Source organism: uncultured Aquimarina sp. (assembly GCF_947492115.1).
GTDB lineage: Bacteria > Bacteroidota > Bacteroidia > Flavobacteriales > Flavobacteriaceae > Aquimarina.
This window is the reverse complement of the sequence record NZ_CANLMM010000004.1, coordinates 141,933-165,547: the sequence shown is the minus strand read 5'-3', so window position 1 is coordinate 165,547 and position 23,615 is coordinate 141,933. Positions and strand designations below refer to the sequence as shown.

The following is a 23,615-nucleotide window of genomic DNA, read 5'->3' as shown; positions in this document are numbered from 1 at the left end:
ACGATTATTATCTCTACTATTAGGAAAACAAATTTGAACAAAATCCAATTGTAGTACCACACCGTTTTCAGTGAAATAAAAAAAACCACACTTCTTTCAGCATGGTTTTTCAGGATTAGTCAACTCTTTAATTAAACCAAAATAATTTCTACAATTACAATAAGGTTAATTTTTAATAAATTTTACTGTTTCTTCTTTTGCATTAGATTTTATTTTCGCAAAATACAGCCCTTTTGGAATAGAACTTACATTAACACCTTCCGAAACTAAATAAGACGTATTCAATATTCTTTTTCCTTGCACATCATATATTTCAATCTTTTGATTTTTGGAATACAAGTTATCTACATACAAATTATCTTTTACTGGATTTGGATATATCTGCACAGAGTTTTGAACTGAAAAATCACTTATACTTAGAGTTTGATCCTGAAAAGTAACAATTCTTTGATTTCCTAAAGTCCCATAAAATGTATCATCTAAATTAACGATCCCTAACATAGCGGCTGGATAACCTGATAAAACTGTAGTAAAATTAGAAATAGGAAGCACTGCATCTTTTAAATTCAATCTTATAAGCAAATGACCTCCTGCAGCTTCTACAGAAGCATACATAAAATCATCAACCACATGCATCTTCTGAATTGTCCCGTCAGAAAAATCAGTATCCACTACTAATTCCTGACTCAAATTAGAGGCGGATAAATCTATTTTGTATATAGCATTTCTCACTCCAGAACCATCTGTATCACTAGCATAATATAACTCGTTATTATAAAACGTTAGATCTCCCATATTACTGGTTGCATCTGTGTAAATAGAAGTATAACTAGTTGGTCCCAAGTTTAAGTCGATAGTATGAAGAGATCCATTGGTGGCTTTGTATAGCATATTATTATTTAATGTTAAGCCATCTGAAATACCAGTAGCAGAAAAGGTTTCCGATACCATTGGTATTGATGCATCAAGATCTATTTTTCTGACTTCGGAAAAACTACCAGCATAAATATCATTATTCTGTTCATCATATATCATTTTCCACGGACCTTGTGCTACTGTCCAACCAGTAGCTACTGTTTCTGGAACAGGATCGCTATCGGTAAGATCTATTCTAGAAACCTCTCCTGTATTAAATTCTCCTACATATAATATATTATCTACCAACACTATCGATATTGGAAAATCACCATCGTACACATCTGTATATACCGTTTGGGCTTTTAATATGTTTACTATGAGAATAAATGTAAATAAAATAGTACGTTTCATTATTTATCGTTTTTTGATGTTTTATGGCAAATATAAAAGAGAATATGAATTATTGACAATAAAAAACCACATCTATAAATGATGTGGTTTTTTTACATTCTTCTAAAAATGCTTCTACTCTAAAACTCTCTATTTGCATCAAAAGCTTCTAAATAGTCTTTAACTCTTTGTACAAACTGCCCTCCTAATGCTCCGTTTACTACTCTATGATCATATGAGTGAGATAAAAACATTTTATAACGGATACCAATAAAATCTCCATCAGGTGTTTCAATTACTGCAGGCACTTTTCGAATTGCTCCTAATGCTAAAATAGCTACTTGAGGTTGATTAATAATCGGAGTTCCCATAATACTACCAAAAGTACCTACGTTGGTTACTGTATAAGTCCCATCTTGAATATCATCTGGCTTTAATGCATTGTTTCTTGCACGATTCGCTAAGTCGTTTACAGCTTTGGTCATCCCTACCAGATTCAACTGATCTGCATTTTTAATAACTGGTACGATAAGATTTCCATCTGGTAAGGCAGCCGCCATTCCTAAATTAATATTCTTCTTTTTGATAATAGAATCTCCTGAAACTGAAATATTAATTAATGGGAAATCCCGAATTGCCTTAGCAACGGCTTCCATAAATATAGGAGTAAACGTTAGTTTTTCTCCTTCCCTCTTCATAAAGTCACCTTTTACTTTATTTCTCCAATTCCAAATATTTGTAACATCAGCTTCTATAAACGACTGTACATGCGCTGAAGTTTGTACAGATGCTACCATATGATGAGAAATCAATTTACCCATTCTGGTCATCTCGATAATTTCATCATCTCCACTAGCCACCACTGGAGTTGCTTTTGGAGTTTCTTTCTTTGGAGCTGGAGCAACTTCTTTGGCAACTTCAGTTTTAGGTGCTGCAACTACAGGAGTTGTTTTTCCAGCTTTTCGATCTTCAACATATTGTAAAATATCATTCTTCGTTACCCTACCATCTTTACCAGTTCCCGAAATACTTTCTAATTCTGCCACCGAAATACCTTCTGCAGAAGCTATATTTTTTACCAATGGCGAATAAAACTTTGAACTTTCGGAATAGTCTGTTGTTGTATTTGTGGTAACTGCTTCTTTAACTTCAGCAATATCATTTTCTATAACCGCTGCCGCTGCTTCTGGAGCTGCGACTTCTTGAGGAGTTTCTGCTGGAGACACATCAACACTACCTTCTCCCTCTGTCTCTATAATGGCAATTGTTTGACCAACTTTTACTACATCATCAACTTCGAAAAGTTTTTCAACCAATACTCCTTCTACTTCACAAGGCACTTCACTATCCACTTTATCCGTTGCAATCTCCAATACTGCATCGTCCATTTCGATAGTATCACCAACCTCTTTTAACCAAGTTGTTATCGTTGCTTCTGCAACACTTTCACCCATCTTCGGAAGTTTAAGCTCAAATTTTGCCATATTCTTAATCAAAGGTATTTATTAGTTATATTTTTTGCGAAATTAATAAAATTAAAGCTCTTAGATTATTTTTTCTTTATTAAAATTTATTTAAAAAGTGATTACCTCTCCTTTTCCATCACTAAAATCACTTCCTAACATAAAATCACATCCTTTGGGAATGATCTTAAAGGTTATATTCAAATTCTTTAATTGCTGCATTTCTTCAATAATCTCTCCAAAGCTTACAAAATCATTGTCAAAGATAAGTTCGTTATTACTATATCCCAAATCACGAGCGGATTCCAAAGAAGTAAATTGCACTTCTTTTTGCAAAGCGTTTATAAGTCGCACTCTTATCTCATTATTTTCAGATACCAAATAATAGCCTTCGGTTATTTTATTTTCTCTATGATAATTTTTAAAAGATTCCACTATCGAAGTAAGCCTAATCCCAACTGAAACCATCGTATCCAACAGCCAATTACTCTTGAAGTGTTTTCGATAAAATAATCTCATCGCTCCGTAAAAATGTCTTATATATTCTGCATTTCGATCTGTACTTTCACCTTTGTAATGAATCACAGGGATCGAACCTAAATAATAATTTTCTAATCCCTTTCTTCTAATTTTATAGGAAAGATCAATATCCTCTCCATACATAAAATAATCCTCATCAAAGCCATATACAGATTCATAGACACTTTTCTTAACAAAGATAAATGCTCCTACGAGTATATCTACATCACCAATATCCGTTTCAGAAATATGATTAGCATAATAATTTTTAACCTTACCAAACTTAATTCCAAACAGGTGTTTAAACGACGTCAAAGGGGAAGGCACATTACGTTTACTCTCTGGTAAAAAACTACCATTACCATCAAGTAACCTGGGCCCCACCATTCCCATATGAAACAGTTTCTCTGACATTGAAAGAATATTAGAAAATGTATCTTCAGCAACTACCGTATCTGGATTAAGAATACATAAATATTCTCCCTTTGCTAGCGCAGCGCCTTGATTATTTGCTTTAGCAAAGCCTACATTTTCTTTGTTTTCTAAAAGTATAATATCTGGAAAACGTTCTTTTATAATTTCACAACTATTATCTGGAGAGTTATTATCTATAACAATAATTTCAGCATCTAAATTTTTTGTAGCCTCCTGTACACTAAGAATGCAGAGCTCCAAAAAATAACGTACGTTGTAGTTAAGAATGACGACTGATAGTTTCAGGGGATAGTTTTTTAATTAGGTAATATTTTTCAAGAACTTTTCAAAGCATTTTCGAAAGGAATTCGATTTATGATACTTCTTCCTAACGTAACCTCATCTGCATATTCTAGTTCATCATTTACACCAATTCCCCGAGCAATCGTAGCAATTTTAACTTCCACACCCTCTAATTGTTTATAAATGTAAAAATTCGTAGTATCCCCTTCCATAGTCGCACTAAGTGCAAAAATCAATTCATTGACCTGTTCGTTTTTAACCTTTTCGATTAAAGTATGAATTTTTAGATCCTGAGGACCAATCCCATCCATTGGACTAATTTTTCCTCCTAAAACGTGATATACCCCTCTATATTGTCCAGTATTTTCTATTGCCATAACATCTCTAATATCTTCCACCACACAAACGATATCTTGTCTCCTATTAGGATTGCTACAGATATCGCATATCTCAATATCACTTATACTATGACAGTTTTTACAAAACTTTACATCTTCCCTTAAAGTACCCAATGCTTTTACCAATTGTTGTGTTTGATTATTAGGTTGCCTTAAAAGATGTAAAACTAATCGTAATGCAGTTCTTTTACCAATTCCTGGCAACTGAGACATTTCATAAACTGCGTTCTCCAATAATTTTGATGAAAACTCCATAGCGATACAAATGTAATAAAATAGTCTTTGAGTTTGTTTATTTCTATACTATATAGAATATATCTTAAATTTTATTACGATATTATATTAACAGCTCAGCATTGAATTACCCTAACACTTATAAATTCCAATACTAAAATACTCATCGCTATTCATTACTTTTACCACAAAACATCAAACCATGCTTGAATCACTTTCCGAAGAAACCCAATTGGTATTGCTTGTTATTGGAATTGCAGTATTATTTTTCGTTGTTCGCTGGAATTCTGCCAGAAACAAAAGAAAATTATACCAACGAGACGGTAGAGATTTTAGGAAAAATTATTTTAAGAAGAAAAAGAAATGAGTTTTCCATGGTTTTGGATCGCAGTAGGTATTGGAGCAATATTTGTTTAACTGAATATCAAAAAAGCTAAGCGAGATATTTCGAATTATAAAGAGGAAAATCAAGAAAAAACAAATGAAAATATACACAAAGACAGGAGATAAAGGTACTACAGCGCTTTTTGGTGGTACTAGAGTTCCAAAACATCATATTCGTATTGACAGTTATGGCACTGTAGATGAACTAAATTCTCATATAGGACTTATCAGAGATCAGAAAATTGATGAACTTAGTAAAAATATATTGGTAAAAATTCAGGATAGGTTATTTACCGTAGGAGCTGTTTTAGCTACCGATCCCGAAAAAGCTATTTTAAAGAGCGGAAAGAAAAGACTAAATATCCCTACTATTTCTTCTGAAGACATTACGCTTTTAGAAACAGAAATGGATCGTATGAATGAATCTTTACCGCCAATGACACATTTTGTTTTACCTGGAGGACACCAAACCGTGTCATTCTGTCACATTGCACGCTGTGTATGTAGAAGAGCTGAGCGTTTAGCAACTGCTTTATATGAAATATCACCTTTTGAAGAGACTACTTTACAATACTTAAACCGACTATCTGACTATCTATTTGTACTGGCACGAAAGTTGTCACACGATTTACAAGCAGAAGAGATAAAATGGATTCCTCAAAAAGATTCTTAAATGCTCTACAGCTTTAAAAATAAATTAAGGGTAATACCCAAAAAATCACGTTCTTATAATTATTGTTTAAATAATTAATTTTTTACTTGACTTTTTAAACTAAAAAATTATTTTTGCAAAAAAATTAATACCAGCAGCATATGTATTGGACTTTAGAATTAGCATCTTATTTAAGTGATGCACCTTGGCCAGCAACCAAAGATGAGTTAATTGACTATGCAATTCGTACGGGAGCACCGCTGGAGGTTGTGGAAAACCTACAATCAATTGAAGATGAAGGAGATTCGTATGATTCTATAGAAGAGATATGGCCAGATTATCCTACCGACGAAGATTATCTTTGGAATGAGGATGAATATTAAAAAAATATTTAAATAGTACTAAAAGTCTCGCAAGAGGCTTTTTTTTTGCGTAAATTACGCCCTTCTCTAGGCTTACCAAAGCCCAGTGAAGCATTGTATAATATTGCCTGTAAGGCACAGAGATTACCACAAATTCAACAAACCGAAATAGTATCTAAAATACTATTAGATTATGTAACAAATTGAATCTTATTGTATATCTCAAAATAAACACATAACCATAAATCAATCATGGGAGTTTTAGATTCTGTATTAAAAGTATTCGTTGGAGATAAATCCAAAAAAGATATAAAAGAAATTCAACCAAAAGTTGAATTAATAAAAAAAGCAGCAGCAGGCATAGCTTCTCTTTCCGACAATGAACTACGCGAAAAAACTGTAGAGTTCAAAAAGTTTATTAACGATGCACGTGCGGATATCAATACTAAAATAGACTCTCTAAAAGAAGAAGCGGATGCTACAGAAGATATCGATAGAAAAGAAGATATTTATGGAGAGATTGATAAACTAAAGAAAGATGCTTACGAAGCTACTGAAAAAGCATTGAATACCATTTTGCCAGAGGCATTTGCTGTGGTTAAAGAAACTGCTAAAAGATTCGCAGAAAATGAAACGATAACCGTTGAAGCAACTGCATACGACAGAGAACTATCAGGAACTAGAGATCATGTCACCTTAGACGGAGATCAAGCTATCTGGTCTACTAGTTGGGATGCTGCCGGTAAAGAAGTGAAATGGGATATGATTCACTATGATGTGCAGTTAATTGGTGGTATCGCTTTACATGAAGGAAAAGTCGCAGAAATGCAAACTGGAGAAGGTAAAACGTTAGTAGCTACCTTACCAGTATACTTAAATGCATTGTCTGGTAATGGTGTACACTTAGTAACGGTAAATGATTACCTAGCACGACGTGATAGTGAATGGATGGCACCGATTTTTCAATTTCATGGATTAACTGTAGACTGTATTGATAATCACAGACCAAATTCTGCAGAACGAAGAGCTGCTTACAATGCTGATATTACTTACGGAACAAATAATGAGTTTGGTTTTGATTACCTAAGAGATAACATGTCTCACGCACCAGAAGATTTAGTACAAAGACCACATAATTATGCTATTATTGATGAGGTAGATTCTGTATTAATCGATGATGCTCGTACTCCTTTAATTATTTCTGGACCTATTCCAAAAGGAGATATTCACGAATTTAACGAACTAAAACCAAAAATCGCAGATATTGTTTCTGTACAACAAAAATATTTAACGTCTGTTCTAGCCGAAGCTAAAAAGTTAATCAAGGAAGGTAACACAAAAGATGGTGGTTTTAAACTTTTACAAGTTTATAGAGGGATTCCTAAAAACAAAGCTTTAATCAAATTCTTAAGTGAAGAAGGAGTAAAAATGCTACTTCAAAAAACTGAGAATTTCTATATGCAAGACAACAATCGCGAGATGCACAAAATTGATGCGGATTTATACTACGTGATTGAGGAAAAAAACAACCAAATAGATCTTACCGATAAAGGTGTTGAATATCTTTCTGGTAAGGATGATCCAGATTTCTTCGTACTTCCGCAGATCGGAATGGAAATCGCTAAAATAGAAAACCTTGGTCTCTCTAAAGAAGAGGAAGCTGAAAAGAAAGAAGATCTGTTTAGAGACTACAGCGTAAAAAGCGAGCGTATTCATACTTTACGGCAATTATTAAAAGCATATTCATTATTCGAAAAAGATGTAGAATATGTGGTTATGGATAACAAAGTAAAAATCGTAGATGAGCAGACTGGTCGTATCATGGATGGTCGTCGATATAGCGATGGATTACATCAGGCAATAGAAGCCAAAGAAAATGTAAAAATTGAAGATGCTACACAAACTTTTGCTACAGTTACTTTACAGAACTACTTTAGAATGTATGGTAAGCTATCTGGTATGACGGGAACGGCTGTTACAGAAGCAGGAGAACTTTGGGAAATCTACAAACTTGATGTAGTAGAAATTCCAACAAACCGACCAATTGCAAGAAAAGACAAAGAAGACTTAGTATATAAAACAAAACGTGAGAAATATAACGCAGTGATTGATGAAGTTACTGAGTTAGCAAAAGCAGGAAGGCCAGTGTTAATTGGTACTACTTCTGTAGAAATTTCTGAATTACTAGGTAGAATGCTTACAATTCGTAAAGTACCCCACAATGTATTAAATGCGAAACTTCACAAAAAAGAAGCTGACATTGTTGCAGAAGCAGGAAATCCTGGAGTAGTTACTATCGCTACAAATATGGCTGGTCGTGGAACGGATATTAAATTAACTGACGATGTAAAAGCTGCTGGAGGTTTAGCAATTATTGGTACGGAACGCCATGACTCTAGACGAGTAGACAGACAGTTACGTGGTCGTGCTGGTCGTCAGGGAGATCCAGGAAGCTCTCAGTTTTATGTGTCTCTAGAGGACAATCTAATGCGTTTATTCGGTTCTGAACGTATCGCAAAGATGATGGATAGAATGGGATTAAAAGAAGGTGAAGTAATCCAACATTCTATGATTTCTAAATCTATTGAGAGAGCACAGAAAAAAGTAGAGGAAAATAACTTTGGTGTACGTAAGAGATTATTAGAATATGATGATGTAATGAACGCTCAGCGTGAAGTAGTATACAAACGACGTTACCACGCCTTATTTGGAGAGCGCTTAAGAGTAGATCTTGCCAATATGATTTATGATACTGCAGAGGTGATTACAGAATCTAACAAGAATGCTCAAGATTATAAGAACTTTGAATTTGAACTGATACGTTATTTTTCTATGAGTAGCCCTATAAGTGCTAACGAATTTGAAAAAATGGATACCCAGAAGATTGCTGGAGAAGTTTACAAAGCAGCTTATGAACACTATCAGGATAAGATGAAGCGTAATGCGGAAGCAGCTTATCCAGTGATCAAACAAGTATATGAAGACCCATCAAGCAATTATGAACGTATTTTAGTTCCTTTTACAGATGGCGTTAAAAGTCTAAACGTTGCTACCAATCTAGAAAAAGCATATGAAAGTGAAGGAAAACAACTAATAACAGACTTTGAAAAGAATATTACTTTAGCCATTATCGATGATGCTTGGAAAACACATCTTCGTAAGATGGATGAATTAAAACAAAGTGTTCAGTTGGCAGTACACGAACAAAAAGATCCTTTGTTAATCTACAAGTTCGAAGCTTTTGAGTTGTTTAAGGCGATGATTGAAGATGTAAATAAAGATGTGATTTCATTCTTATTCAAAGGAGAATTACCAACTGGTAATACACAAGATATTTCTGAAGCTCGACAGGTACGTAAAAAGGAAAAATTAGAAACTTCTAAAGAAGAAATTCCTAATATGGATGAACGTGCTGCGCAAAATAGAGCAGCAGGACAAACTCAACAACGTCCACAAGTAACAGAAACTATCACTCGCGACCAACCAAAAATAGGACGTAATGATAAAGTTACTATCAAACACGTGATGAGTGGAGAAAATAAGACCGTAAAATACAAACAAGCAATCCCATTAATCGAAAAAGGAGAATGGGTACTTGTGAATGAATAAGTAAGTATTAAACAATAAAGAAAAAAACTCCCTTAGAAATGATATCTAAAGGAGTTTTTTTTTGAAGCTAATTTCTAAGCCAAAGATTTTTTATACATCGTAAAAAATAAAAACGGAAGGTATCCCACTGCAAAAATAAGTCCTCCTGCCAGTAATAACACCTCTGCTCCCATCCAATGCATTACTTTAAATAGACCCGCCAAACCAACGACAACGGCTGAAACGCAACCAAGAATGATTTTTAATCGTTCTGATAGATTTTTTGCGATTGTTACTTTATACTTATCTATAGTTACCATAGGAACAAAAATTAATAACAATACTAAAAAACCTGTCATCAATAACATGTTAGCACCTGGGTACCATAGTAGTTTAAATACGATCCCTGTTGTTAACATCAGTGATCCAATAAATCCAATTAAATACATCAGTTTTTTCATCATAATAATTCGTTTTGAGTTTAATAAAAAAAATGTTTTCTTTTCTAAATCAATCAATCCATTCGGTGCCAGATCAAACACTGCATCCTTTAATGACTGATCGAATGTTTTTCCTGCTCTAAGATCACTCTCTACTACACAGCATAGATGATCAAGAATATCATCTCTGAGAGATACCAACCTAAAGTCTTGCTTGTCTACAAATTCTTCGATTCTTTTTTCCTGCTCTTCATCTAATCTCATATGACATCTAGTTTTGGAAAAATTACCTTATTCAGGGTCTCCATAAAGTCCTTTAACTCCTCGAGATAGTTCACTTTTTCTTCTTCTCCTTTAGTGGTTAACAAGTAATACTTTCGTACTCTTTTACCCACATATTCTTCCTCACAAGACAATAGACCATCTTTTCGCATTTTTTGAAGTGCTGGATACAAAGACCCATCTTTCAACAATATTTTACCATCAGACCTTTCCTTTACCTGTTGAAAAATCTCATACCCGTACATTCTTCCTTTTTCTGATAAAAGATTAAGAATGATTACCGACAATGTTCCTTTTAAAAGTTCTTTTGAATACATAGTTCAAATATACATAAAAAAACAATACATCATAATTCTATGTATTTTTTTTATGTTTTGGAAATATTTATAGTAGATCATTCCGCAACCATCTGGGCAATTTTGAATCTTATAACAAACAATCAATCATGAAAAAACTATTTTCCTTACTTGTACTATCAGTAATTACAATTTCTTGCAATAATGACGATGAGTATACTGAAATCACCAAGATTAAGGTACATCATTATATGGATACTGGTTTTGTTAGCTTTTTTGGAGATCTTGGGGTGATTAACTTAATTCAAGAAGGAGATCAGATAGGAGAAGAAGAATTTCAAAACAGCTATCAAGGAATTAGAGGCTTTGAGTATGAATTAGGCTTCACACACGAATTAATGGTCAGTAAAACACATATATCAGATCCTCCTCAGGATGGTTCTAGTATACGAATGGACTTACTTAAGGTTTTGTCTAAAACACCTGCTTCTATGGAAACAGAATTTAAAATTCAAATGACTCTTAATTCTAATATAGATACTTTTTTCAATTGGGTAGAAGTAGATCAGGAAAACAACTTTTATTTAACCAACTCCAATATTTCAATAAACTGCGGGGATTTATGTTCAGAGTTATTAAACCATATTAACAATCAAGAACAAATAACTGGGGTGTTTACACATGGAGAAGAAGACTCCTACATCTTAAAAGAAATAATAAACGAATAACAAGCTAAAAACCTTTATAAAAAATCAAAGCGGACTGAAAATCAATCCGCTTTAATTAATGGATCCTAGATCCTGTTTCCCCCCACTTTTACAGATTTTTACAAATCTGTAAGTGTATTTTGACTTTCTATAAACTTTTCAACGATTACAGAAGCTCCTTTACTATTTTCTAAAACATATAATCCTACAGGTAATTGACTTAAATCGATTACGTTAGTAGTTTTTGACAATACGTGTACCGTATCTTTTACTTCGAATAACTTTAATTTATCCCCATCTTCAAAATCTATCACTTCAATAACATCACCATTTCTTTCAATAGCTAATAAGTTGTCATTCTTATTTACATATGTATTGATAAATTCCTCTTCTACATTTACATCCTCTTCAGCCACTAATTCACTATCAGCCTCCACTACAAAATCTTCTTCTATAGAAACAACTGCTCCATCTATAATAAGTTCTTCTTCCTGACGGTCAATGATTACAGACTTTCCTTCGTTATTCTCTAACACATAAGATCCTATTGGTAATTGACTTAAATCAATAAAAGAGTATGATTTAGATAAAATATGATCACCAGACTCTAATTCAAATAATTTAAGCTTGTCTCCGTCTTCGAAATTAAGAACTTCGATCGTCATACCATCCTGCTGAACAGTAAGCTTATTATCTTCGTTTGCAAAAATCGTTAGTGATAAAAATAGACTGAATATTAGGGCTGTAACTTTCATTTTATTTGGGGGCTTTAAAGTTAAGTTATTACGGCTTTACCATACAAGTATAGTTCAAAATATCTGTGCCACCAACTAGAAATCAGACTTTTAGATCAAATAGCTCGAATTTTCGTTCAAATACAAAAATATTGTTAAAAAAAATACAAATAACTGATTTTCAATATTTTAAAAATAAAAAAACAAAATAAAGCTGTTTAACGACATTGTTTAATCGTTTAAAAACACAAATTTCTTCCTACAAATCATCATAGATTTAAAAAAATGAAAAAATAATTAACAAAGCATTCACATACTTTTCAGGTAGTTTATTGGCCAAATCGAAATCAAAACTGTGAATTATCTTTATCTAGAAGTCTTAGATCTTTAATAACAAATTAGGGTCAGGACAATTCTCTAGATAGAAGTCTAGATCTATTTTATTAGATACGCCTGGATAATCACCCTTCTTATCCTGAATATCTTTTATAATTTGAAAATGTAAATGAGGGGCATAGTCACCATTAACTTCTGCAGATCCCAATTGTGCAATCACTTCTCCTTGTTTAAAACTTTGACCGATAGTGAGCTCTTCTATCGATTTTTCACTTAAGTGACCATACAACGTATAAAAGGTAATAGATTGAATCGTATGCTCTAAAATAATCGTTGGACCATAGTCACCAAAGTTTTGATTATTCTTAAAACTGTGAACCTTTCCTTCTAAAGGAGCTAACACATCTGTACCAGCATCACACCAAACATCTAATCCCAAATGAATATTTCTTTCGGTTTCAGGATCTTGTTGATTAAAATGTTCGCTCCTGTTATAAATCCCTCTTTTTTCATTATACCCACCAAAAGCAACTAATGCATTGCGTGTCTTTAAATATTCATTTATATATATATCGAATGCATTAGAAGAAGAAACGTCTATTACCTTTAGAGATGGATTGTCTAATGATAAATCTATCGCAGCATAGTCTTTTTTGGAAAACTTCGTATTAACTACTGGAATGAAATTTTGTGAAAGTGTGTTTATAAATTTAGAAAATGAAGTTTCAATCATGATTAGTTTTTTGTGTTTTTGGTGTTTTATGAATCCAATTTTTAGGTAATTGTTTTAGCAATGCTTTCCTAAACTTGTGATAATCGACTGTTATGGTATGCCTGGGAGTATCAATTTGTCTGTAATGTGGATGTGTAATTTCTTTTTTACATAGCTTACTGATATTCGAAGGCATTTTCCATGTTCCTGTTAAATAGTTAGCTAGTAATTTACTTTGTAATTCTGATCCAGGCCAGATACACCCTAAAGGTTGAAACATTCCTACAAAAAACAAATTATGATACGTTTCATGAAACATCTTTAGATATAAGGGAACAGCTCCTGAACTATAATCAATAAATGAAGAATCAAAAAACGGATGCTTTAATATATATCCTGTACAAGAAATAATAGTATCAAAATCTTCTTTAGTTCCATCTTTAAAAGATACTGTTTGCCCATCTATCCTATCAATATCTACTTTTGGATGCACTTTTCCATGTCTTAATTTATATAAAAGCTCATCATTAATTGTTGGATGTGTTTCTCCGAATTTAGTTTTAACTTCTTGTAGCCCATACAATTTATTACTACCAAGCATTATTTTGAGCAAGATATCATTAAACCAACTTCTGATCCTAACTGGAAGCCAAGCTGACCTTGCTCCCACAACGTCTGAAGGCAACCCAAAAAAGAACTTAGGAATAATACGATAACCTCTTCGCCAGCTAATAGCAGTAGTTTTACTTACTCTACTTGTTTCTACTGCTACATCGCAGGCCGAATTACCACCGCCAATAACAAGAACTCTTTTGTTTGTAAAAGGAGTAGCCTTTTTATAAGCATGAGAATGGATAAAATCACCAGAAAACTTTCCTGGATAATCTGGAATTCTAGGAACAGAATGATGCCCGTTACAAACTACTAAATCTGTAAACTTTTCTAATCGCTCTTTTCCGTTTTGAACAATCGAAATATTCCATTGCGTTTCATTTATTCTTTTACAATGCTTTACTTCAGTTTCAAATTCTATAAAAGGATACAAATTAAAATGTTTGGCATACGCCTGAAAATATCTTCTTAATTCATCATGTGAGGGATAATCCGCTACTGTGGCATCAAAATCATCAAAAGTAAAATCTTCGTATTGTGATAAGGTCTTAGAGCTAATGATATGAGTAGTCTCGAAAACACTAGAATGACTTATATTCTCAGAAAAGATCCAATTACCACCCACATCCAGATTGCGATCATATACTACAACCTCAAGATCTTTGTCCTTTAAATTTTTTAGCGCTGTTATTCCGCTAGGACCTGCGCCAATAATACATATTCTTCTTTTCATACTTTAAGCTAACTAAAGCGTAGGTAAAATAAAGAATGTATTGATTTTTAAAAAATATTTTTGGTTTGCAACACTAAAAAATCCTAAACAGAATACGATTTATCCATTCTTCTTTTGATTACGGTGATTTGTATAGCCAATAAAATAGCTAGGAAAATGATTCCGTACATTGTAGTGTTATGGAATTTGAAGCCTGAAAATGGATTTTCTATTTTAGGTAAACTTATTAAAGACCCACTTATATTATCCAAAAGAGAATTTCCTTCAGAAAAATACAGAATAATTGCCAACATACTGAATACTATTATGCCGATGTACATCCAAGCTTTTTTGGAAATTAGCGGTTGATACACCAAAGGTTCATGTACTGGAATAGTTTTTACTTCTTGCATTACATTTTGCAAAAAATCCATGGATGGAGATTCGTTTCCAGCTTCCTTTACTAATCTTCCTATGTCATTATATTGCTCTTCCATTTCTAGTATTCATTTCTGGTGAAACATAATATCTAAGTATCGAATATAACTTTTTTCTACTTCGATACAGTTTTATTTTAATATTTTCTTCGGTTAAGCCTACAATTTCTTTTATTTCTTTTACACTTTTTTCTTCAAAATAGTATAACGTTACAATCGCAGCCTCCTCTTCTGGCAGTTTAAGAATGCTATCGGCTATTATTTTCTTCTTTTCTTTGATTTGCAAATAATTTAATGCGTCATTCACCATTCCTATTTCTCCTTCGCTAATCTCTTCGATTAACTCTGTAGATACAAACCGTTTTTTTACCTTAATCGCATCAAGGCTTTTTCGATATGCTATAGTATAAAGCCAAGTAGAAAACTTTGATTCTCCACGATAATTAACTAATGATTTGTAAGCTTTCACGAAAGTATCTTGCGCTATTTCTTCTGCCTCTTCTTTATTCTTAACCATTCTATACACCACTGTATATACCAAACTTTGATAACGTTGCACCAGTATTCCATAGGAATTTGCATCTCCTTCTAATACTTGTTTGATATAATATTGATCTGATTGATGGTTCATTTATTCATAAGACGAATAAGAATCTTTTTCGGTTACAAAAAATATACAAAATATTTTTTTCTTATTTTTTTGTAACCATAGTTTAGGAAGTACCGTCATAGTGAAAAACGAACAGTTAAGTTAAATTTATTAAATCTAAAAATTATGAGTTTTATTGAAGCACTAATACCACTATCTATATTTGGATGTATTTTTGGTATTTTCTATTTATTTATAGCTGCTAGAAACAAAGAACGCATGTCATTAATCGAAAAAGGAGCCGATGCTTCTATTTTCTATAGCAGTAAAGAAAAAAGAGTAACTCCTGTTTGGAAAGTCTTTATTCTTAATTTTTCATTATTATTAATGGGTATAGGATCAGGAATCTTTATTGCTGGTATTTTACATTACGCTTTGGGAGTTCATGGAGAAGTTGCATATCCTGGTACGATATTCTTTATGGCAGGTGTAGGATTGTTCACTGGTTTTACGATGACAAAAAACCTAGATAAAAAAGAAAATTAAAATAATCATAAATTATAAAGACCTATCATTTCTGATAGGTCTTCCCCAAATTCTACTTATTCTATATAAATAAAGTAAATCTTAATTATAAGCTACGATATCGGTATAATCCATCTCCATATCATATTTCTCAATGATGATAGACTGACCTCTATCGTTTTCTAAAATATATTTTCCAACTGATAATTGAGTTAAATCAACCTTTTTAGTTGTTTTTGTTAATACATGAATTTTATCAACCATCTCAAATAATTTGATGGTATCTCCTTCTACAAAATCCAAAACAGTAAACACATCACCTTCTCGTGAAACTGCTAAAGGATTTACTTCAGAGCGATAATAGATATCTTCTAATTCCTCCTCTACTGTAATTTCGGTCGCAGCCATTCGTTCACTATCTCTTTCAACCATATATTCAGTACCAAGTTCTTCTATAACAATTTCTTCGTCTGTTCTTTCAATCACAACAGATTTTCCTTCATTATTTTCTAATAAGTACTTTCCTAAAGGCAATAAACTTAAATCAACCTGACCTCTTGTTTTAGACAAAATATGATCTCCAGTTTCAACTTCAAACAACTTTATTTTATCTCCTTCTTTAAAATCTACTACAACTACAATAAATCCATCCTTAGTAATTTGTAAACTATCTTCGTTAGACGCGTTTACATTACTAAAGAAAAAGAATGATAAAATAATTACAAAAGCCCTCATTGTCTGGAAATTTAACGGTAAACTTTTTACGTGATTACCATACAATAATATCGTTTAATTACCGTTAATCGAAAAATTTGAGCAACTTTTAGATCAAATGATTTCGATTTTCGATCAATGACACAAAACTGCATTTTTATGTAAGTTTTAATATTTAAATAATTGAAAATCAATTATTTAAATATTTTCAATCTGTAAGAATCATAGATTAAATACATATTATATAGTTAAAAAGACGATTACACATATCTTTATTGTTATAGATTTCTTAAAAAATTATTAATAATTCAATCTTAGTGTAAATTAATTTAACATTACATTAAGTAAATTTACACATACTGAATTGCTGTATTTTGATAACCAATTATTTAGAATAATCGAACAGATTATACTATTTTTTAACGATCAACGCTTGTTTATTATCGTTTATTAACAGATTTCTTCCCTTTAAAAATTATCAAACAACAGATTCCTGTAGTTTTTATGGTTGATAATTTATGCCTAATTAAAAAAGCCCTGCCAATTTATATTAGCAGAGCTTTTAAACAATTAACACATTATAATAAAATTATTGTAGTATGATATCGCTATATTTAGAATTAATAGTGATTACTTTATCGGTATCTCTCGTCTTATTAAACCCATTTACAAATACATTCCCAAAATTTCTTCGCGCATTTACTTCCATTGTTTTGGGCAATGAAATTCTACTTTGCACTCCGCTATATGCAATATTAAAGGCAGCTTCAGGTAATTTTAATTTAAAGTCACTGTTCTCAACTGCTAGATCCAAAGTTGAAAAAGATTCTGAAAGGTTCGCAATTGTAATTGCTCCAAAACTACCAGATATGGCAGCGTTATCTTCTAACTCCTGAATAAATAAATTACTCGAATCTGCATTAACTCTAAGATTTTTGGCTTTTTGAATTCTACAATTCTTCACATAGTTTACCGCTAATCTTCCATTATTCCATTGTTTGATAGCTATAGGAGAATAAGATGTTCTAATAAAGGTTCGATCTCCATCTATTATATCTCCTTGTAAACTGGTATGAGATAATGAAGCTATCATGTTCGTTGTCTTTTCAGCCAATTGCACATTTCCATGTCTGATATTCAGTTTCAATAATGCTGCTTTAGGCATTTTAACCTTTACTATTCTATGTACTGTCCCCGAAGAATTATTCATTCTAGAACTATATCTATACACGGTTACATTTGAGCCATTACGTTGTGTAATTTCTAAATCTCCAGAGAATTGAGAAGCCCATGCTTGCATTCTTCTGGCAAACTCTTCTCCTGCCCAATCTTGAGAATTCAAGTTGGAATTCGGTTGAATCTGTTGTGCGTTTTTGTTTAGTTCATTTGTCCAATCTTTGACAACACTCTCATAATTATCTCCAAACTTTTCTTTTATTTGATCTCCCCATTGCTGAATATATTTCTCTTCATTTTCTTTAAACTTGTTCGTATCGAAATTCATACTTGCTAAGTTTTCAGAAAGAGCGCTAGGCATTGGATTGTTTTCTATGTTTTTCAGAATAGGTTTTAACATATCTGAAATTACTGGTTCCAACCTACTAAACTCTGGTTGGTCTGCAGTGTTATTATTGGAAGATATATTTCCTGACCAGAAGTTCCCTGTCAATGAATTAATCTTAATCTCTCTACTATTACCTAAAGCTTCTATCTTCCAGTTTTGAAGAAAACGTTCTTTATTGGTATCATTAATATCATCTCCTTCAATGTATGCCTCGACTTCAACAGAGTTTTTATTCCAGCCTTCGAAAACAATTTCTGTATGGCTAGTATTTAATTGGATAGTAACATCCTCATTTACTACAAACTTTTCACTAAGCTTTTGTAGTCTTTCCTGAGCAAACACACCAGAAAAACATGTTACGCTAAGTGCAACAATATTAAGCTTGTATATCAATGTAATTTTCATTCTCAATTTTTTCTAATTCTTTTAGTTTGTCTTTTAGTCTATTTAAGAGAGATAATCTAAGTGTCAAATTTTCTATCATTGCCTCGGCACTTTGTACGTTAGGACCTACTTCTATCAATTCCTTATTAAGATCCAGATACTCCGTATTTAATTTTTCTAATCTTTTCATAAAACTTTCTACTAAGTCTCTATTAGTATCATCTACATTAATTTGAGATAATTGAAATTTTATTCCTGTTAGTAAATAATTCTCTGTTTTTTCATACTCAGGGAACATCTCGGCTAATGACGATGTCTGCTTGCTCAAAACCACGGTGGCATTTTTTACTTCCGAATTATCAGCATTTACAATCTGAGTATTATTACCTCCGTTTTTTCCAAACTCATTGAACGCTAGCATCGAGACTGATAAGATCACAACTACGCTTGCAGCAATTCTTAACCAACCATAGTTAAACTTTCTTGCTTTTTTAGGAAGTTCTTCTTCTAATCTAGCTAAAAAACGATCCTGATGACCTTCTGTTAAACGTTCAGAAGGAATCCGATTATCTTGCTTAAGCAATTCTCTAATATCCTGTCCCATCTCTTAAATGTTTTAGTTGATCCTGAAGTTGCTTCTTTCCTCTATGCACTAAAGTTCTAGAAGCAACTGGGGTAATATCTAATATCTCACTTATCTCTTTATGATCGTATCCCTCTATTAAAAATAGCATTACGGCATACTTATATTTTTCTGGCAATCTTTCAATTGCGTTTTTCACTTCCTCTACAGTAGTTCCATCAGAAACAGACCAATCATCCTGTTCTTCTACTGTAGACATCACTTGTTCATTGATAGCAACCATATTCATTTTTTTCGCCTTCAGCATATCAATACTTTTGTTAATCACTATTCTTTTTAGCCACGCACCAAAGGTTACATCACCTGTAAACTGATGTAATTTCATAAAGGCCTTTATAAAAGACTCCTGCATAGCTTCTTCTGCCTCGAAAGGATCTTTAAGAAATCGTAAAGCAACATAATACATACCATCACAGTATTTATTATAAAGCTTCATCTGCGCTTTACGGTTGTTAGCTCTACACTGTTCTATTAGCTCGCTCTGTAACAAACTTACTTGAATTTTGGTTAGTGATTACTTCTTTAAAACTGTTCTAATTACTATTCTCTTCTAAAGACGAGATCACTGATTAATATGTTGCAAAATTAAAGATAAAAAAACGAAAAAAATCAAAAGGACTGATTTTCAAAACATTAATAAAAAAATAAAATTCTAGTAAGTTTTTAAAGAAATCAAAGACTACTCTAACAACAACATCATTTTAATCACAAATCATCAAAAAAATGTATAACTCTATTAATTACAACTACACAAACTCAAATGAATTAGAAAGTGTGATGAATCTTATGAAGAGTAATGTTGATCATACCAATGCAATAATTAAGCAGATTGATAATTTTTTAGAATCAAAACCGCTACCGAAGTCAGTTCTAGATCTTTTGGTTAGTCAAAGAAATGCATATGCAGTAAACGCTATGAATTTTATGAAGGTAATGAAAGGAATATAGTATCTAGTACTTCGCCGCTATCTCTTTAAATTGTTTACTCATATTCCACTTTATAATAGTAGTAGACGTTAGAATTCCACTTCCCATTGCACCACCTACACCTACCAATGTGATATCTTGCCCAGTTAGATACAATCCATTAATATGAGTTCGAGGTCTTAAAACTTTTGTCTTATACCGTTCTGGAGCATGTGTAACTCCATAAATCTCTCCTTCTTTATAGTTACTAAACTTTCGGGTCGAAACTGGAGTCGAAACCTCTGCATGAATAATATGTTGTTCTAATTGTGGAAATAACTCAAATAACAATCGTAATCCTTTATCTTTAAAATCTTCTTTAATCTGATCATATGCATCACCACGATTTAGCCAGGGCTTATCTTCATAGCTCTTAAAATCCGGATACCATGCGCGTCCAATCAACTGAATAGTTGCTTGATCTGGATGCTCTTTTGACCAGGCACTATCTTTTGCGGAAGGGAATGAGATATAAGCAAAGGATAATTTATCGTTAGAAAGATTATTTTTATCATTTAGAATCTGATCAGTATCCTTATTTTCATACCACCATATGTTATATTTAGGAAGCTTCAGATCAAGATCACTTTTGTTCAATCCTACATATAAACATAAATGACAGGTAGAAGCTTGTACGTTTTTAAAATGGATGTGCTTTTTATTAATTGCTGATGGATCTAATAAATGTAAAAAAGTATTACGAGCACCTGCGTTACTTATTACTTTTTTACAAGGATACTCTTTTCCATTAATCAATAGTCCTTTTACTGCTTTTCCTTTTGTAATGATCTTTTCTACATTGGCTTTAATATACACAGGAACCCCTAAAGATTCTAAATTTTCTATAATGGTCTCATGAATTCTATTAGCACCTCCTCTTGGATAATAACCTCCTTCCATAAAATGATTTATCACAATACAATGCGAAGCAAAACTACTTTCCTTTGGCGACAATCCATAGTTACCACATTGTGCACATAAGGCCGCAATTAATTCTTGATTATCTGTTATACTACTGAGTACTTCATAGGTAGTTTTACTAGAAATCGGACGTTGAATTCTTCTAAACAAAGGACCTAGACTAATACTTAATAGACTAGGGAAAGCTTTTTGCGCAAAATATAAAAGATTTTTTTTAGTAGACTTCTCTAACAATTGCAGATATTTATCAATTGCCGACTTATCATTTGGAAAATATTCATGAAATCTTTTTCTGAAATTTTCCTTCCCAGCAACAAATTCAAACTTACGATCTCCTATATATGCAACATCATACGGATCTCCCATGGCATCCCATTCCAGTTTGTTGTCGGATAAATAATTAAATATCCTACGCAATCCAGAATTTTCTTCCATATTCCCAACATAGTGAACACCTACATCCCAAACTAATCCTTTTCTTCTTTTGAAGGTATGAGTAAAACCACCTGGTGTATAATGCTGTTCTAATACCACAACTTTCTTACCTGCTTTTGCCAAAAAAACTGCAGTTGTTAACCCACCAACACCAGAACCAACAATTACATAAGTATCATTGGTAAACTCAATATCTTCAGTAAATTTTTTATAGGATTTTTCTACCATATATATGAAGTAAGGAATCAAAAGTAAGAAATATATGTATTTGCATATATAAAAAGAGGTATCTTTAAAATTAAAAAAGTGTATGTCTATATTTCAGAAAAGATCATTCATTTTATTAATTGGAATTATCAGTCTCTCTGTAATCATTGTGTTTATTCTTAAACTCAATACCAAAAAGCACAGTCCAGAAGATACCATCACACACATTAGTAAGGATAATACTTTTACTGTATTCTATAACCGCCCCTTCAAAAAGGGAAGGGTAATTTTTGGAGATCTAGTACCATTTGATCAAGTTTGGAGAACGGGCGCGAATGAAGCCACTACTTTTACTACGGATAAAAACATACTTGTAGATGGTTCTGAATTAGAAGCAGGAACCTATACCCTATGGACAATACCAGGAAAAGAATCTTGGAAAGTTATTTTTAATAAAGATCAATACAAATGGGGAGTGGATCTAATCAATGGAGAACCAGCAAGAAATCCAGAAGAAGATGTATTGACTATAGAGGTGCCAATACAACATTTACTAAATATAGTAGAGCAATTTTCTATTTATTTTCAGGAAGCAAACAACTTTACTATTATGTTTTTGGCTTGGGATCAAACTAGTATAGCTATACCTATAAAATCTGAGTAATTGCATATCTTTAGATTACTTTAGAAATACTACAATTAACTGAAATGAATTCATACATTTGTTACTTTGCCGCTTTTTAATTGAGATCAAATGGAACATCGTGATAAGTCTTCGAAACTACCCCATAGCACTAATAAAAGTGCCATTGATCGATTTAGAAAACTACAACAAAAAGAGATTTCAATTTCCGATATTTTTGAAGGGATCATTACACAAAACACTGCTGCTCTTAGTAAAGGTATTACCTTAGTAGAAAGCACCCAACAAAAGCATAGTGCAAAAACGCAAGAACTGATTGAAAAATGTCTTCCACATTCCAATAAATCAATTAGAATTGGTATTACAGGAGTTCCAGGAGTTGGAAAAAGCACATTTATAGAAGCACTAGGGAATGTTCTTATTGAAAAAGGTAAGAAAGTAGCTGTATTAGCTGTGGATCCAAGCAGTACTATTTCTGGTGGCAGTATTTTAGGAGATAAAACAAGAATGGAATCTTTGGTCAGATCCAAAGAAGCGTTTATAAGACCCTCTCCTTCTGGAAATTCATTAGGTGGTGTAGCTCAGAAAACACGAGAATCCATTATTTTATGCGAAGCTGCTGGATATGATGTGATTATTATTGAGACGGTTGGGGTTGGGCAAAGCGAAACAGCCGTGCATAGTATGGTTGATTTCTTTTTATTATTAAAACTTGCAGGAGCTGGAGATGAATTGCAAGGCATCAAACGAGGTATTATCGAAATGGCTGATGCTATTGTTATTAACAAGGCTGATGGAGATAATGTAAAACGCGCCAGAGAGGCCAAAAATCAATTTAAAAAAGCTTTACACCTCTATCCCATTGGAGAAAATGCCTGGACTCCTCATGTACTTACTTGTAGTGCATTAACAAAAAACGGCATAGAAGAAGTTTGGGAGTTAGTTCTAAACTATTTAGAAATTTCTGCTAGTAATGGATATTTCGAAAAAAATCGAACCGAACAAAATAAGTTTTGGCTACTGCAAACTATTGAAGAGCAACTAAAAAGTTCTTTTTATAATCACCCAGAAATTAAAAAGGCTTTATCTGATCAGTTGGATGCTATACAAAAGCACCAGATTACTCCTTTTACTGCGGCCAAATATTTATTGAACAAGCATAAAAACTCCTAATACTCATAAAATCCTTAG

The 23,615-nt window shown here is 32.6% G+C and carries 25 protein-coding genes; 9 read left to right on the top strand and 16 right to left on the bottom strand.

All coding sequences use genetic code 11. From position 1 onward, the window contains the following. Positions 1–165: 165 nt before the first annotated feature. The 4 genes from Q1A73_RS13875 to recR form a co-directional block, all read right to left on the bottom strand. Positions 166–1,269 (bottom strand): T9SS type A sorting domain-containing protein, encoded by a 1,104-nt coding sequence (locus Q1A73_RS13875; RefSeq protein WP_299606698.1) that lies wholly within the window; start codon positions 1,267–1,269, stop codon positions 166–168. A 119-nt stretch (positions 1,270–1,388) separates the two neighbouring features. Then, positions 1,389–2,732, bottom strand: a complete 1,344-nt coding sequence (locus Q1A73_RS13870; RefSeq protein WP_299606696.1) for a dihydrolipoamide acetyltransferase family protein — start codon at positions 2,730–2,732, stop codon at positions 1,389–1,391. 90 nt (positions 2,733–2,822) lie between these two features. Then, positions 2,823–3,950, bottom strand: a complete 1,128-nt coding sequence (locus tag Q1A73_RS13865) for a glycosyltransferase family 2 protein (RefSeq protein WP_299607229.1) — start codon at positions 3,948–3,950, stop codon at positions 2,823–2,825. 29 nt (positions 3,951–3,979) lie between these two features. Next, entirely contained in the window at positions 3,980–4,600 is a 621-nt protein-coding gene (recR, locus tag Q1A73_RS13860) for a recombination mediator RecR (protein ID WP_299606693.1), read from the bottom strand. A 181-nt stretch (positions 4,601–4,781) separates the two neighbouring features. Between recR and Q1A73_RS13855 the strand changes: the two genes are divergently transcribed. From Q1A73_RS13855 to secA, 4 genes are all read left to right on the top strand, one after another. Continuing rightward, on the top strand, positions 4,782–4,946 hold the full coding sequence (locus tag Q1A73_RS13855) for a hypothetical protein (protein ID WP_299606691.1): 165 nt from the start codon (positions 4,782–4,784) through the stop codon (positions 4,944–4,946). Between the two features lie 114 nt (positions 4,947–5,060). Continuing rightward, positions 5,061–5,636 (top strand): cob(I)yrinic acid a,c-diamide adenosyltransferase, encoded by a 576-nt coding sequence (locus Q1A73_RS13850; protein ID WP_299606689.1) that lies wholly within the window; start codon positions 5,061–5,063, stop codon positions 5,634–5,636. 140 nt (positions 5,637–5,776) lie between these two features. Further along, entirely contained in the window at positions 5,777–5,998 is a 222-nt protein-coding gene (locus Q1A73_RS13845; RefSeq protein ID WP_006989959.1) for a DUF2795 domain-containing protein, read from the top strand. Between the two features lie 231 nt (positions 5,999–6,229). Beyond that, positions 6,230–9,586 (top strand): preprotein translocase subunit SecA, encoded by a 3,357-nt coding sequence (gene secA, locus Q1A73_RS13840; RefSeq protein ID WP_299606686.1) that lies wholly within the window; start codon positions 6,230–6,232, stop codon positions 9,584–9,586. Positions 9,587–9,660: 74 nt separating this feature from the next. On the opposite strand, the gene Q1A73_RS13835 is transcribed toward secA, so the two are convergent. Together Q1A73_RS13835 and Q1A73_RS13830 are read right to left on the bottom strand one after the other, a co-directional pair. Further along, complete coding sequence (locus tag Q1A73_RS13835) at positions 9,661–10,269, bottom strand: hypothetical protein (RefSeq protein ID WP_299606683.1); 609 nt, start codon at positions 10,267–10,269, stop codon at positions 9,661–9,663. After that, positions 10,266–10,604 (bottom strand): PadR family transcriptional regulator, encoded by a 339-nt coding sequence (locus Q1A73_RS13830; RefSeq protein ID WP_299606680.1) that lies wholly within the window; start codon positions 10,602–10,604, stop codon positions 10,266–10,268. Before Q1A73_RS13830 ends, Q1A73_RS13835 begins: the two co-directional genes overlap by 4 nt. Positions 10,605–10,732: 128 nt before the next feature. Between Q1A73_RS13830 and Q1A73_RS13825 the strand changes: the two genes are divergently transcribed. Continuing rightward, positions 10,733–11,311, top strand: coding sequence for a DUF4377 domain-containing protein (locus tag Q1A73_RS13825; RefSeq protein ID WP_299606677.1), 579 nt, complete (start codon positions 10,733–10,735; stop codon positions 11,309–11,311). Between the two features lie 98 nt (positions 11,312–11,409). On the opposite strand, the gene Q1A73_RS13820 is transcribed toward Q1A73_RS13825, so the two are convergent. From Q1A73_RS13820 to Q1A73_RS13800, 5 genes are all read right to left on the bottom strand, one after another. Then, entirely contained in the window at positions 11,410–12,045 is a 636-nt protein-coding gene (locus tag Q1A73_RS13820; RefSeq protein ID WP_299606675.1) for a hypothetical protein, read from the bottom strand. A 358-nt stretch (positions 12,046–12,403) separates the two neighbouring features. Next, positions 12,404–13,093, bottom strand: coding sequence for a peptidoglycan DD-metalloendopeptidase family protein (locus Q1A73_RS13815; protein ID WP_299606672.1), 690 nt, complete (start codon positions 13,091–13,093; stop codon positions 12,404–12,406). Beyond that, a complete protein-coding gene (locus Q1A73_RS13810) occupies positions 13,086–14,417 on the bottom strand; it encodes an NAD(P)-binding domain-containing protein (RefSeq protein WP_299606669.1) in 1,332 nt (443 codons plus the stop codon). The genes Q1A73_RS13815 and Q1A73_RS13810 overlap by 8 nt, the downstream gene beginning before the upstream one ends. Positions 14,418–14,500: 83 nt before the next feature. After that, positions 14,501–14,893: a hypothetical protein gene (locus Q1A73_RS13805; RefSeq protein ID WP_299606667.1), complete on the bottom strand. Its 393-nt coding sequence runs from the start codon at positions 14,891–14,893 to the stop codon at positions 14,501–14,503. Continuing rightward, positions 14,877–15,464, bottom strand: a complete 588-nt coding sequence (locus Q1A73_RS13800) for an RNA polymerase sigma factor (RefSeq protein WP_299606664.1) — start codon at positions 15,462–15,464, stop codon at positions 14,877–14,879. The genes Q1A73_RS13805 and Q1A73_RS13800 overlap by 17 nt, the downstream gene beginning before the upstream one ends. Positions 15,465–15,608: 144 nt before the next feature. On the opposite strand from Q1A73_RS13800, the gene Q1A73_RS13795 reads away from it, so the two are divergent. Beyond that, positions 15,609–15,968 (top strand): DUF6249 domain-containing protein, encoded by a 360-nt coding sequence (locus Q1A73_RS13795; protein ID WP_299606661.1) that lies wholly within the window; start codon positions 15,609–15,611, stop codon positions 15,966–15,968. A gap of 81 nt (positions 15,969–16,049) precedes the next feature. Here Q1A73_RS13795 and Q1A73_RS13790 read toward each other — a convergent pair whose 3' ends face one another. The 4 genes from Q1A73_RS13790 to Q1A73_RS13775 form a co-directional block, all read right to left on the bottom strand. Continuing rightward, positions 16,050–16,682 carry a hypothetical protein gene (locus Q1A73_RS13790; protein WP_299606658.1) on the bottom strand — a complete coding sequence of 211 codons (633 nt, stop codon included), beginning with the start codon at positions 16,680–16,682 and terminating at the stop codon, positions 16,050–16,052. A gap of 568 nt (positions 16,683–17,250) precedes the next feature. Then, positions 17,251–18,630, bottom strand: coding sequence for a hypothetical protein (locus Q1A73_RS13785; protein ID WP_299606656.1), 1,380 nt, complete (start codon positions 18,628–18,630; stop codon positions 17,251–17,253). After that, positions 18,602–19,213 carry a hypothetical protein gene (locus Q1A73_RS13780; RefSeq protein WP_299606652.1) on the bottom strand — a complete coding sequence of 204 codons (612 nt, stop codon included), beginning with the start codon at positions 19,211–19,213 and terminating at the stop codon, positions 18,602–18,604. The genes Q1A73_RS13785 and Q1A73_RS13780 overlap by 29 nt, the downstream gene beginning before the upstream one ends. After that, the gene (locus Q1A73_RS13775) at positions 19,197–19,742 is read right to left on the bottom strand and encodes a sigma-70 family RNA polymerase sigma factor (protein ID WP_299606651.1); all 546 of its coding nucleotides are present in this window, start codon (positions 19,740–19,742) and stop codon (positions 19,197–19,199) included. Before Q1A73_RS13775 ends, Q1A73_RS13780 begins: the two co-directional genes overlap by 17 nt. Before the next feature lie 233 nt (positions 19,743–19,975). Here Q1A73_RS13775 and Q1A73_RS13770 point away from each other — a divergent pair, with 233 nt between their 5' ends. Beyond that, positions 19,976–20,200, top strand: coding sequence for a hypothetical protein (locus Q1A73_RS13770; RefSeq protein WP_299606649.1), 225 nt, complete (start codon positions 19,976–19,978; stop codon positions 20,198–20,200). A 3-nt stretch (positions 20,201–20,203) separates the two neighbouring features. Here the strand turns inward: Q1A73_RS13770 and Q1A73_RS13765 are convergent, their stop codons facing one another. After that, entirely contained in the window at positions 20,204–21,802 is a 1,599-nt protein-coding gene (locus Q1A73_RS13765; RefSeq protein ID WP_299606647.1) for an NAD(P)/FAD-dependent oxidoreductase, read from the bottom strand. A gap of 82 nt (positions 21,803–21,884) precedes the next feature. Here Q1A73_RS13765 and Q1A73_RS13760 point away from each other — a divergent pair, with 82 nt between their 5' ends. Next, complete coding sequence (locus Q1A73_RS13760) at positions 21,885–22,445, top strand: DUF2911 domain-containing protein (RefSeq protein ID WP_299606644.1); 561 nt, start codon at positions 21,885–21,887, stop codon at positions 22,443–22,445. A 90-nt stretch (positions 22,446–22,535) separates the two neighbouring features. Further along, positions 22,536–23,597: a methylmalonyl Co-A mutase-associated GTPase MeaB gene (meaB, locus tag Q1A73_RS13755; protein ID WP_299606642.1), complete on the top strand. Its 1,062-nt coding sequence runs from the start codon at positions 22,536–22,538 to the stop codon at positions 23,595–23,597. The last annotated feature ends 18 nt before the right edge of the window (positions 23,598–23,615 follow it).

What these genes read in the sequence shown, in the direction of transcription:
- Q1A73_RS13875 (WP_299606698.1), bottom strand. Translation starts at nt 1,269, where the DNA reads ATGAAACGTACTATTTTATTTACATTTATTCTCATAGTAAACATATTA.
- Q1A73_RS13870 (WP_299606696.1), bottom strand. Translation starts at nt 2,732, where the DNA reads ATGGCAAAATTTGAGCTTAAACTTCCGAAGATGGGTGAAAGTGTTGCA.
- recR (WP_299606693.1), bottom strand. Translation starts at nt 4,600, where the DNA reads ATGGAGTTTTCATCAAAATTATTGGAGAACGCAGTTTATGAAATGTCT.
- Q1A73_RS13855 (WP_299606691.1), top strand. Translation starts at nt 4,782, where the DNA reads ATGCTTGAATCACTTTCCGAAGAAACCCAATTGGTATTGCTTGTTATT.
- Q1A73_RS13850 (WP_299606689.1), top strand. Translation starts at nt 5,061, where the DNA reads ATGAAAATATACACAAAGACAGGAGATAAAGGTACTACAGCGCTTTTT.
- Q1A73_RS13845 (WP_006989959.1), top strand. Translation starts at nt 5,777, where the DNA reads ATGTATTGGACTTTAGAATTAGCATCTTATTTAAGTGATGCACCTTGG.
- secA (WP_299606686.1), top strand. Translation starts at nt 6,230, where the DNA reads ATGGGAGTTTTAGATTCTGTATTAAAAGTATTCGTTGGAGATAAATCC.
- Q1A73_RS13835 (WP_299606683.1), bottom strand. Translation starts at nt 10,269, where the DNA reads ATGAGATTAGATGAAGAGCAGGAAAAAAGAATCGAAGAATTTGTAGAC.
- Q1A73_RS13830 (WP_299606680.1), bottom strand. Translation starts at nt 10,604, where the DNA reads ATGTATTCAAAAGAACTTTTAAAAGGAACATTGTCGGTAATCATTCTT.
- Q1A73_RS13825 (WP_299606677.1), top strand. Translation starts at nt 10,733, where the DNA reads ATGAAAAAACTATTTTCCTTACTTGTACTATCAGTAATTACAATTTCT.
- Q1A73_RS13820 (WP_299606675.1), bottom strand. Translation starts at nt 12,045, where the DNA reads ATGAAAGTTACAGCCCTAATATTCAGTCTATTTTTATCACTAACGATT.
- Q1A73_RS13815 (WP_299606672.1), bottom strand. Translation starts at nt 13,093, where the DNA reads ATGATTGAAACTTCATTTTCTAAATTTATAAACACACTTTCACAAAAT.
- Q1A73_RS13810 (WP_299606669.1), bottom strand. Translation starts at nt 14,417, where the DNA reads ATGAAAAGAAGAATATGTATTATTGGCGCAGGTCCTAGCGGAATAACA.
- Q1A73_RS13805 (WP_299606667.1), bottom strand. Translation starts at nt 14,893, where the DNA reads ATGGAAGAGCAATATAATGACATAGGAAGATTAGTAAAGGAAGCTGGA.
- Q1A73_RS13800 (WP_299606664.1), bottom strand. Translation starts at nt 15,464, where the DNA reads ATGAACCATCAATCAGATCAATATTATATCAAACAAGTATTAGAAGGA.
- Q1A73_RS13795 (WP_299606661.1), top strand. Translation starts at nt 15,609, where the DNA reads ATGAGTTTTATTGAAGCACTAATACCACTATCTATATTTGGATGTATT.
- Q1A73_RS13790 (WP_299606658.1), bottom strand. Translation starts at nt 16,682, where the DNA reads ATGAGGGCTTTTGTAATTATTTTATCATTCTTTTTCTTTAGTAATGTA.
- Q1A73_RS13785 (WP_299606656.1), bottom strand. Translation starts at nt 18,630, where the DNA reads ATGAAAATTACATTGATATACAAGCTTAATATTGTTGCACTTAGCGTA.
- Q1A73_RS13780 (WP_299606652.1), bottom strand. Translation starts at nt 19,213, where the DNA reads ATGGGACAGGATATTAGAGAATTGCTTAAGCAAGATAATCGGATTCCT.
- Q1A73_RS13770 (WP_299606649.1), top strand. Translation starts at nt 19,976, where the DNA reads ATGTATAACTCTATTAATTACAACTACACAAACTCAAATGAATTAGAA.
- Q1A73_RS13765 (WP_299606647.1), bottom strand. Translation starts at nt 21,802, where the DNA reads ATGGTAGAAAAATCCTATAAAAAATTTACTGAAGATATTGAGTTTACC.
- Q1A73_RS13760 (WP_299606644.1), top strand. Translation starts at nt 21,885, where the DNA reads ATGTCTATATTTCAGAAAAGATCATTCATTTTATTAATTGGAATTATC.
- meaB (WP_299606642.1), top strand. Translation starts at nt 22,536, where the DNA reads ATGGAACATCGTGATAAGTCTTCGAAACTACCCCATAGCACTAATAAA.